Origin of the sequence: Pseudomonas sp. Pseusp97 (genome assembly GCF_047304025.1) — a bacterium.
Lineage (GTDB): Bacteria > Pseudomonadota > Gammaproteobacteria > Pseudomonadales > Pseudomonadaceae > Pseudomonas.
In genome coordinates this window covers 1-10,398 of record NZ_JBGLYK010000200.1, presented here as the reverse complement: position 1 = coordinate 10,398, position 10,398 = coordinate 1, and the positions used below count along the sequence as shown (strand labels likewise).

The following is a 10,398-nucleotide window of genomic DNA, read 5'->3' as shown; positions in this document are numbered from 1 at the left end:
TGCCAGCCGAACAGCTGCTTCGCCGCCGCGCCCGCCTTTCAGCCCGGCGCGGGTGGAAACCTTGCTGCAGTTGGCCGAAGACTGAAGGGCCCAGCGATGGCAGGGAAGGCTCAGCTCAAGCAGAAGACGCGCAGGCGATGACCATCCGGGTCGAGTGCAGTGAAGGTGTAGCCGAAGTCCATCCGGGTGGGCGGCTGGATGATCTCGACGCCGTGCTGTTGCCAGTCACGGTGCAGGCGCAGCACCTCGGCGTGGCTCTGCACGGGAAGACCCAGTTCGCTGCCACCGGCTTGCGCCTCGGCGCCCGGCTGTACGCCGGTGCGCGCCCAGAGGCCGAACTTCAGGCCGCTGTCGAAGACGAACAGGGCGAAAGTCGCCGTATTCTCCACCGGATCGCGCTGCAGCAGTTCCGCGTAGAAGCCGGCGCTGCGCTGGGCATCGTCGACGTAGAAAATGATCATGTTCGGGCTGACCATGGAAACTCCTTCCTGTTGAATGGGCCGGCCTCGTTGCCGGCCATTGCAGGCTATGGCCAGTCACTGTCAGTTTCTGGCAGCAGTCGTTCACTGCGCCGCGATGGCGTGGTGCGCGTACCAGTCCTTGAGCAAAGCCTGGCGTCGGCGCGGGTAGCGCTCCGCCAGGCTGGCGACCCGCTCCATGCGGTCAAGGCGGAAGTGCCGCAGGTCCTGGCGCAACTCGCACCAGGCCATCACCACCCGAACCTGTTCGAAGTAACCCAGGCCGAAGGGCCAGACCACGCGCTCGGTGAGCTGGCCGGCTGCATCCCGGTAGGCGAACTGCAGCTTGCTCTGCCGGCGGATGCTCTCGCGCACCTGCCCCAGCAACTCGTCCGGCACGCCTTCGACCGGTCGGCTGCCCACCAGCAGGGCATTGCTCTCCAGTTCCAGGCGCAAATCGGCCGGCAGAACCGAGCCGACCTTGGCCAGCACATCACGCGCGGCCGAGGCCAGGCCCCGGTCGCCATGCCGGCTGACCCAGCGCATGCCCAACACCAGCGCCTCGATTTCCTCCAGGGAGAACATCAGCGGCGGCAGTTCGAAGCCGGGCCGCAGCACGTAGCCGACGCCAGCCTCGCCTTCGATGTCGGCGCCCTGCTGCTGCAGAGTGGCGATGTCCCGGTAGAGCGTGCGCAGGCTGATGCCCAGTTCCTCGGCGAGCTGTCGCCCCGACACGGGCAGGCGATGGCGCCGCAGTATCTGCAGGAGGTCGAGCAGGCGCTGGGCTCGGGACATGGTCAGTACTCAACGTGGAAAATTCGGCCGCTACTCCAGCACGCCGACGCGGCGCGGACAACCGCGAGGCACCGGCATACCCAAGCCAGGTCGGCGGATAAAGCCTTCCGCCTTCGCCCGGCGAGTTGACAGCGCCCCGCCACCTCGCCACCTTGCAGCGTACCTTCCGCCATGTTCCGACAGCCGACCCATTTGCCGATGCACGACCTGATCCCCCAGGGCGCCCGTGACCTGGACAGCCTGCTGCAGACCTTCCGGCAGATTTCCCCGCTGCTCGATGCCATGCCCGGCGTGGTGTTCTTCATCAAGGACACCGCGGCGCGCTACGTGCTGGTCAACCAGACCCTGGCGCGGCGCTGCGGGGTGAAGGACGCCAACGAACTGCTCGGACGCACCGCCGAGGAAGTCTTCCCCTCGCGCTTCGGCCCGGTCTACACCGAGCAGGACCGCCGCGTGCTGGAAACCGGCGGCCAGCTCAGCGACCAGCTGGAATTGCATCTTTATCCCGGCCGCGAGCCGGGCTGGTGCCTGACCCACAAGCTGGCGCTGCGCGATGCCCACGGCGCGGTGATCGGCATGGCGGGAATCTCCAGCGACCTGCAGGCCGCGCAGTCCACGCACCCGGCGTACCAGCGCCTGGCGACGGTGGATGCTTATATACGCGAGCACTTCGACAAGCCGATCAACCTCGGCGAGCTGACCGCGCTGGCCGGGCTGTCCGTCGCCCAACTGGAGCGCCACTGCAAGCGCATCTTCCAGCTCACCCCGCGGCAGATGATCCACAAGGCACGCCTGGGCGCCGCCACCCGCCTGCTGGGCGAAGACCTGCCGATCACCGAGATCGCCCTGCGCTGCGGCTACACCGACCACAGCGCCTTCAGCCGGCAATTCCGCGCGCTGACCGGGCTGTCGCCGACGCAGTACCGCGAATCCCAATCCACTCCGAACTGACGAGCCCGGTAGGGCGCATAACGCCTACGGCGTTATCCGCCGTCAGACCAACCGCGGAAATGGCGGATAAAGCGTGCCGCTTTAATGCGCCCTACGGAGGCGATGCGGCGCAGGCCCTGCGCACGTGCCTGGGCAGTTCGCGAGCAAGCTCGCTCCTACAGGTTTACACCGGCGCTCTTCGTAGGAGGCGGCACGCGGGACAGCATGGGTATCGCAAGCTCGCGGAACGCCGCCCGACCCATCCTACGAATGCGTTCACCGGGGGCGACTGCGGAATGCGCTTCGCGAGCAAGCTCGCTCCTACAGGTTTACACCGGCGCTCTTCGTAGGACCGAGGGGGGCGCCTAGCCCTTGCTCGCGAACGCTCTTTCCCGCCACGCCGCAAAAGTCCGCCAAGTGCTCCCATAAGGGGCACCGAAACACGCCTCTGCTTCATTCGGTAACAGCGCCCGGAACACGCCTACGGATGTTTCGGAAGGCAGCCGACAGCCAATCCCTCAAATACCGGGCTCTGCGACCCATGAGTCACGCCCGGCCATTTCTGGCACATGCCTTGCTCTAAGAAATATCGTATACGAAATCCATAATACAAAAACTGCTGCACAACACTGACTCAGAGAGGCCCCCATGAAATTCAGCCGAATTGCTCTAGCCCTCACCGCTGTGTTCCTCGCCAGCCAGGCCCAGGCCGACAAGCTCGACGACATCATCGAATCCGGCAAGCTGCGCTGCGCCGTGACCCTGGACTTCCCACCGATGGGCTCGCGCGATGCGCAGAACAACCCGGTCGGCTTCGATGTGGACTACTGCAACGACCTGGCAAAAGTGCTGGGCGTGACCGCCGAAGTCGTCGAGACGCCCTTCCCGGATCGTATCCCCGCACTGGTTTCCGGCCGCGCCGACGTGATCGTCGCCTCCACCTCCGACACCCTGGAGCGCGCCAAGACGGTCGCCCTGACCATCCCCTACTTCGCCTTCCAGATGGTGGTGCTGACCCGCGAGGACACCGGCATCACCAAGTACGAGGACATCAAGGACCGCCCGGTGGGCAACACCAGCGGCACTTATGAGGCCATCGCGCTGGAGAAGGACGTGAAGAAATGGGGCGGCAAGGGTTCCTTCCGCGCCTACCAGAGCCAGAACGACACCATCCTGGCCGTCGCCCAGGGCCACATCGACGCCACCGTGGTGACCAACACCGTCGCCGCTTCCACCCTCAAGTCCGGCAAGTACAAGGGGCTGAAGGTCGTGGGCAACGCGCCCTACGTGATCGACTACGTGTCGCTGGCCGCGGCGCGCAACGAGTACGGCCTGATCCATTACCTCAACCTCTTCGTCAACCAGCAGGTCCGCACCGGCCGCTACGCCGAGCTGTACGAGAAGTGGGTCGGCGGCGCCCCGGTCGACCTCACCGTTCCCCACGTGTACTACTGACGGCGGGCGCAACATGTCTTCGATGCAGGCTTCAAGGGTGCAGGACTCACGCCTCACAGGGCGGGTCCTGATGGGGGGTAGCGCCGAAGGGGCGCTACTGCCCGCCGCCACCGGGCTGAGCTTCTGGGGAGGCGTCGAGCCTTTCACGGGCGAGGTCATCGACCGCCACCACCCGCTGTCCGGCAGCTTCCTGCCCGGCCGGGTGCTGGCGATTCCCAGCGGACGCGGCTCCTGTACCGGCAGCAGCGTGATGCTGGAGCTGCTGCTCAACGGCCACGCGCCGGCAGCCCTGCTGCTGGCCGAGCCGGACGAGATCCTCACCCTCGGCGTACTGGTGGCGCAGGTACTGTTCGGCCGCTCCATCCCGGTGCTGTGCCTTGGGCGCGAGGGTTTCGAGCAGTTGTCCGCGGGCGGCTGGGCCCGTATCGAAGACGGTCAGGTCACACTCACCGCCGAGCGCCCTGCCGATGGCTGGCAGGGCGTGATGGCCAGCGACGCCGGCCCGTTGCCGGATGGCCTGGCACTAAGTGCCGGCGACCATGAACTGCTCGACGGCAAGCACGGCAAGGCCGCCCAGGCCGCCATGCAGATCGTCCTGCGCATGGCCGCGCTGCAAGGCGCCAAGGACCTGCTCGATGTCGCCCAGGCGCACATCGACGGCTGCATCTATACCGGTCCGGCGAGCCTGCGCTTCGCCCGCCAGCTGGCGGACTGGGGCGGCCAGGTGAAGGTGCCGACCACGCTCAATTCCATCTCCGTGGACCACCGCCGCTGGCGTGAGCTGGGCGTCGACAAGGCCTTTGGCGAACCTGCCGCCGCGCTGGGCGATGCCTACATGGAGATGGGCGCGCAGATGAGCTACACCTGCGCGCCCTACCTGCTGGACAGCAAACCGAGCCTCGGCGAACAGGTGGTCTGGGCCGAGTCCAACGCCGTGGTGTACGCCAACAGCGTGCTCGGCGCGCGGACCCTGAAATACCCCGATTACCTCGACATCTGCATCGCCCTCACCGGCCGCGCGCCGAACGTCGGCAGCCACCGCGACGAAGGCCGGCTGGCCACCCTGCGGATCGATGTCGAGCTGCCGGCCGAGCATGACGAATCGCTCTTCCCGCTGCTCGGCTACCACATCGGCGCACTGTGCGGCTCGCGCATCCCGGTGGTCGACGGTTTGCAACCACTGGCTCCGGACAACGACGCGCTGAAAGCCTTCGGCGCGGCCTTCGCCACCACCTCCGCCGCACCGATGTTCCACATCGCCGGCGTGACGCCGGAAGCGTCGGACGCGGCAACGGCCCTGGGCAACAGGGCACCGCTGCAACACCTGCGCGTTACCCCGGCGGACCTCATCGCCTCCTGGCGCGAGCTGGACCACGCCAGCGAACCGGGTGTGCAACTGGTCTCGCTGGGCAACCCGCACTTCTCCGCCAGCGAATGCGCGGAACTGGCGAAGCTCGTCGCCGGACGGCGCAAGCATCCGGACGTCGCGCTGGTCATCACCCTTGGCCGCGCCGTGCAGGAGAAGGCCCGCGCCGCCGGTGACGTGAAGGTGCTGGAAGACTTCGGCGCGCAGCTGCTCAACGACACCTGCTGGTGCATGATCGGCGAGCCGGTGATCCCGCCGCAGTGCACCACGCTGATGACCAATTCGGCGAAGTACGCCCACTACGGTCCGGGCCTCGCTGGTCGCCAGGTGCATTTCGGCAGTCTTGCCGCTTGTGTCGAGGCGGCCTGCAGCACTCGCGCCGACGGCGGCGTGCCGCGCTGGCTGAGCGAGGGGGTGCGCTGATGTTCAACTACAGCTTCCACTGGCGGTCCGCCTTCAAAGCCCTGCCGGACATGCTCGGCGGCGCCTGGGTGACCCTGGAAACCGCCGCGCTGTCGATGGTCCTGGGCGTGCTCATTGCGCTGCTGCTGACCGTCATGCGGCAGATGAAGAACCCGTGGCTGAAGGGCTTCGCCGACACCTGGGTATCCATCGCCCGCAATACCCCGTCGCTGTTCCAGATCTACATCCTGTACTTCGGCCTGGGTTCCTTCGGCCTGCATGTCAGCTCCTGGGCGGCGCTGCTGGCGGGGATCACCTTCAACAACGCCGGCTACCTCGCGGAGAACTTCCGCGGCGGCCTCAAGGCCGTGCCGGACACCCAGATGCGCGCCGCGCGCTCGCTGGGCATGAGCGCCTTCCAGGCGTACCGGATGATCATCGTTCCGCAGCTGCTGCGCATCGTCTATTACCCGCTGACGAACCAGATGGTCTGGGCGGTGCTGATGACCTCGCTGGGCGTGGTGGTGGGCCTGAACAACGACCTCACCGGCGTGACCCAGGACTTCAACGTGCGCACCTTCCGCACCTTCGAGTACTTCGCCCTCGCCGCGGTGCTCTATTACCTCATCGCCAAGGTCATCGTGGCGGTCGCCCGCCTGCTGAGCTGGCGGCTGTTCCGCTACTAGGAGAAGCGCGCATGTTTTCCACGAGCTTCACCCTCAACGACCTGATGTTCCTGCTGCAAGGAGCCTGGGTCACCGTCAAGCTGACCGTCGGCGCCATGCTCATCGGCACCCTCGCCGGCATCGTGCTGGGCTGGCTGCGCGCCGCCCTGCCGCGGGCCACGATGCCGGTCGGCTGGTTCCTCGACATCTTCCGCAGCGTGCCGCTGCTGATCCAGTTCGTGCTGTTCAACTCGCTGAAGAGCATCGTCGGCCTGAACTGGAGCGCCTTCACCGTCGGCTGCCTGGTACTGGGCGTCTACGCGGCGGCGTTCTGCACCGAGATCATCCGCAGCGGCATTCTCGCGGTCGGCCCGAACATCCGCCGCGCCAGCCGCTCGCTGGGCCTCACCTACTGGCAGGACCTGCGCTACATCGTGCTGCCGCTGGCGGCGCGGGTGGCCTTCCCCGGCTGGCTGAACCTGGTGCTGGGGGTGATGAAGGACACCGCGCTGGTCATGTGGATCGGCATCGTCGAACTGCTCCGCGCCTCGCAGACCATCGTGACGCGCATCCAGGAACCCCTGCTGGTGCTGTGCATCGCCGGGGTCATCTATTACCTCATGAGTTGGGTCGTGGCGCGCCTCGGTGCCCGGCTGGAACAAAGGTGGCAGGAAAATGATTGAAATCGACAACGTGCACAAAGCCTACGGCGATCTGGAAGTGGTCAAGGGCGTGAGCCTGACCGTGAAGAAAGGCGAAGTGGTCTCGATCATCGGCGGCTCGGGTTCGGGCAAGTCCACCCTGCTGATGTGCATCAACGGCCTGGAGCCGATCCAGCGCGGCAAGATCCGCGTCGACGGCATCGAGGTCCACGCCAGGACCACCGACCTGAACAAGCTGCGGCAGAAGATCGGCATCGTCTTCCAGCAGTGGAACGCCTTCCCGCACCTCACCGTGCTGGAGAACGTCATGCTCGCCCCGCGCAAGGTGCTCGGCCTGTCGAAGGAAGAGGCCGAGGCGATGGCGGTGAAACAGCTCAAGCACGTGGGCCTGGGCGACAAGCTCAAGGTGTTCCCGCAGAAGCTTTCCGGCGGCCAGCAGCAGCGCATGGCGATTGCCCGTGCGCTGGCCATGTCGCCGGACTACATGCTGTTCGACGAAGCCACCTCGGCGCTCGACCCGCAGCTGGTGGGCGAGGTGCTCGACACCATGCGCCTGCTCGCCGAAGAGGGCATGACCATGGTTCTGGTGACCCACGAGATCCGCTTCGCCCGCGACGTATCCGACCGCGTGGCGTTCTTCCGCGAAGGACTGGTGCACGAGATCGGCACACCGGAGCAGGTGATCGGCAACCCGCAGCGGGCGGAGACGGCGGAGTTTCTGAGGTCGGTGAACTGACAGACAAGAGCCCCTCTCCCTGACCCTCTCCCGCACGCGGGAGAGGGGACTGATCGGAGCAGGATAAAACTACAGCGTCAGCCGGCACGACCTGCCCCCTCTCCCTTCAGGGAGAGGGCTGGGGAGAGGGCGGCCCGGCACGGAACCAGGAGACAGCAATGCGTTCGAGCAAGATCATCCACGTAGTCAGCTGCCATGCCGAGGGCGAGGTCGGCGACGTCATCGTCGGCGGCGTCGCCCCGCCGCCGGGCGATACCGTGTGGGCGCAGTCGCGCTTCATCGCCAGCGACAACGTGCTGCGCAACTTCGTCCTCAACGAACCGCGCGGCGGCGTGTTCCGCCACGTGAACCTGCTGGTGCCGCCGAAGGACCCACGCGCACAGATGGGCTGGATCATCATGGAACCGGCCGACGTGCCGCCCATGTCCGGTTCCAACTCGCTGTGCGTCAGCACCGTGCTGCTCGACAGCGGCATCCTGCCGATGCAGGAACCGCAGACGCGCCTGACCCTGGAAGCCCCCGGCGGGCTGATCGAGGCCGTGGCCGACTGCAAGGACGGCAAGGTGCAGCGCGTGGAAGTGCGCAACCTGCCCTCCTTCGCCGACCAGCTCGACGCCTGGATCGAAGTGGAAGGCCTGGGCTCGCTGCAGGTGGATACCGCCTACGGCGGCGACAGCTTCGTGCTCGCCGACGCCCACGCCCTGGGCTTCACCCTGCATGCCTCGGAGGCCGCCGACCTGGTCGCCACCGGCCTGAAGATCACCCAGGCGGCAAACCAGCAACTGGGCTTCAAGCACCCGGAAAACCACGACTGGGCGCACATCTCCTTCTGCCAGCTGACCGCGCCTGTCGAAAGAAAAGAAGGCGTCCTGCACGGCCGCAACGCGGTGGTCATCCGCCCCGGCAAGATCGACCGCTCGCCCTGCGGCACCGGCTGCTCGGCGCGCATGGCGGTGCTGCATGCCAAGGGCCAGCTGAAGGACGGCGAGCGCTTCGTCGGCCACTCGATCATCGATTCCAAGTTCCACTGCCGCATCGACGGCCTTACCAGCGTCGGCGGCAAACCGGCGATTCATCCGTGCATTTCCGGCCGCGCCTGGATCACCGGCACCCACCAGCACCTTCTCGACCCTTCCGACCCGTGGCCCGAAGGCTACCGGCTCTCGGATACCTGGCCGAACGGTTACTGAGATTTCCCAGATTCACCCTTGATTCGCCGCGTAGCGGCACTCTACGACGAAATTTCAGGGAAGCTTCCCAGGACTTTCGTATACGAAATACGACAATGGAGACAACCATGAGCAAGAAGGTCAATTGGAGTGGCGTATTCCCCGCGGTGACCACTCAGTTCAACGACGATTTCTCGGTCAACCTGGAAGCCACCCACAAGGTGATCTCCAACTTGGTCCGCGACGGCGTTTCGGGCCTGGTGGTGTGCGGCAGCGTGGGCGAGAACACCTCGCTGTCCATCGAGGAAAAGATGGCCGTCACCGAAGTCGCCAAGGACGCCTCCGGCGGCCGCGTGCCGGTGATCTGCGGCATCGCCGAGTTCACCAGCCACGGCGCCTCCCAGGTGGCCAAGGCGGTACAGAAGGTCGGCGTCGACGGCATCATGGTGATGCCCGCGCTGGTGTATTCCTCCAAGCCCCACGAGACCGCCGCGCACTTCCGCAGCGTGGCCACCAGCACCGACCTGCCGGTGATGGTCTACAACAACCCGCCGATCTACAAGAACGACGTCACCCCGGACATCCTCATCTCCCTGGCCGACTGCGAGAACATCGTCTGCTTCAAGGACAGCTCCGGCGACACCCGCCGCTTCATCGACGTGCGCAATGAAGTGGGCAACCGCTTCATCCTCTTCGCCGGCCTCGACGACGTGGTCCTGGAGAGCATCGCGGTGGGCGCCGAAGGCTGGATTTCCGGCATGTCCAACGTCTTCCCGCAGGAAGGCGAGACCATCTTCCGCCTGTGCAAGGCCGGCCGTTACGAAGAGGCCATGCCGATCTACGAATGGCTGATGCCGATCCTCCACCTCGATGCCCGCCCGGACCTGGTGCAGTGCATCAAGCTCTGCGAAGAGATCGCCGGCCGCGGCACCGCCCTCACCCGCCCGCCGCGCCTGGCGCTGCAGGGTGCTGATCGCGAGCACGTGGAGACCATCATGGCCAAGGCACTGGCGAACCGGCCGAAGCTGCCGGATGTGGGGCTCTGAGGAAAACGCAGCACAGTCGAGAGCGTTTCGTGCCAGCCGGGACACCTGTGCCCCCGCTCAGCCCGCGCCCTCTCCCTATCCCTCTCCCTGAAGGGAGAGGGGACTGGTTCGGCGTAAAGGGAAACCGCGTGCTCCGCCTGCAACCAAGGCATCAGCAAAGCACGGCCGCCAAAGCCACTCGGACACTCCCTCTCCCTTCAGGGAGAGGGCTGGGGAGAGGGGCTCTTCGCCGCACCGAAATCCAGCACCAGAGAGCCCGCCCATGACCGCCCAGAACTTCATCGCCGGCCAGCGTATCGGCGCCGGCACCGTCCGCCTGCAGAGCCCCGACGCCAGCACCGGCGAAGCCCTGCCCCGCGAATTCCTCCAGGCCACCGAGGCCGAAGTCGACGCCGCCGCCCGTGCCGCCGAAGCCGCCTTCCCGACCTACCACACCCTGTCGCCGGAACGCCGCGCGCAGTTCCTCGACGCCATCGCCACTGAACTCGAAGCCCTCGGCGACGACTTCATCGCCATCGTCTGCCGCGAGACCGCATTGCCCGCCACGCGCATCCAGGGGGAGCGTGGGCGCACCGCGAACCAGATGCGCCTGTTCGCCAAGGTGCTGCGCCGCGGCGACTTCCTCGGCGCGCGTATCGACCACGCGCAACCCGAGCGTCAGCCGGCGCCGTAGATCATGTTGAACACGCCGGCCGGCATGCCGGTGGATTCGGC

The 10,398-nt window shown here is 66.4% G+C and carries 10 protein-coding genes and 1 pseudogene; 9 read left to right on the top strand and 2 right to left on the bottom strand.

What is annotated here, in order from left to right; genetic code table 11:
- Positions 1–110: 110 nt before the first annotated feature.
- Positions 111–476, bottom strand: coding sequence for a VOC family protein (locus ACCC94_RS23810; RefSeq protein WP_413352072.1), 366 nt, complete (start codon positions 474–476; stop codon positions 111–113).
- Positions 477–563: 87 nt separating this feature from the next.
- Complete coding sequence (locus ACCC94_RS23805; RefSeq protein ID WP_413352071.1) at positions 564–1,253, bottom strand: helix-turn-helix transcriptional regulator; 690 nt, start codon at positions 1,251–1,253, stop codon at positions 564–566.
- Between the two features lie 171 nt (positions 1,254–1,424).
- Between ACCC94_RS23805 and ACCC94_RS23800 the strand changes: the two genes are divergently transcribed.
- From ACCC94_RS23800 to ACCC94_RS23760, 9 genes and pseudogenes are all read left to right on the top strand, one after another.
- Positions 1,425–2,204, top strand: a complete 780-nt coding sequence (locus ACCC94_RS23800; protein WP_413352069.1) for a helix-turn-helix domain-containing protein — start codon at positions 1,425–1,427, stop codon at positions 2,202–2,204.
- Positions 2,205–2,831: 627 nt separating this feature from the next.
- Positions 2,832–3,638: a transporter substrate-binding domain-containing protein gene (locus tag ACCC94_RS23795; RefSeq protein WP_413352068.1), complete on the top strand. Its 807-nt coding sequence runs from the start codon at positions 2,832–2,834 to the stop codon at positions 3,636–3,638.
- A gap of 70 nt (positions 3,639–3,708) precedes the next feature.
- A complete protein-coding gene (locus tag ACCC94_RS23790) occupies positions 3,709–5,427 on the top strand; it encodes an aconitase X (RefSeq protein ID WP_413352067.1) in 1,719 nt (572 codons plus the stop codon).
- Entirely contained in the window at positions 5,427–6,092 is a 666-nt protein-coding gene (locus ACCC94_RS23785) for an amino acid ABC transporter permease (RefSeq protein ID WP_413352066.1), read from the top strand. The genes ACCC94_RS23790 and ACCC94_RS23785 overlap by 1 nt, the downstream gene beginning before the upstream one ends.
- 11 nt (positions 6,093–6,103) lie before the next feature.
- Positions 6,104–6,754 (top strand): amino acid ABC transporter permease, encoded by a 651-nt coding sequence (locus ACCC94_RS23780; RefSeq protein WP_413352065.1) that lies wholly within the window; start codon positions 6,104–6,106, stop codon positions 6,752–6,754.
- The gene (locus tag ACCC94_RS23775; RefSeq protein WP_017521734.1) at positions 6,747–7,469 is read left to right on the top strand and encodes an amino acid ABC transporter ATP-binding protein; all 723 of its coding nucleotides are present in this window, start codon (positions 6,747–6,749) and stop codon (positions 7,467–7,469) included. The genes ACCC94_RS23780 and ACCC94_RS23775 overlap by 8 nt, the downstream gene beginning before the upstream one ends.
- 158 nt (positions 7,470–7,627) lie before the next feature.
- Complete coding sequence (locus ACCC94_RS23770) at positions 7,628–8,659, top strand: trans-3-hydroxy-L-proline dehydratase (protein ID WP_413352063.1); 1,032 nt, start codon at positions 7,628–7,630, stop codon at positions 8,657–8,659.
- 107 nt (positions 8,660–8,766) lie between these two features.
- A complete protein-coding gene (locus tag ACCC94_RS23765) occupies positions 8,767–9,684 on the top strand; it encodes a dihydrodipicolinate synthase family protein (protein ID WP_015475498.1) in 918 nt (305 codons plus the stop codon).
- 262 nt (positions 9,685–9,946) lie between these two features.
- A pseudogene (locus tag ACCC94_RS23760) lies at positions 9,947–10,354 on the top strand (aldehyde dehydrogenase family protein); the annotation flags it as partial.
- Positions 10,355–10,398: the final 44 nt, after the last annotated feature.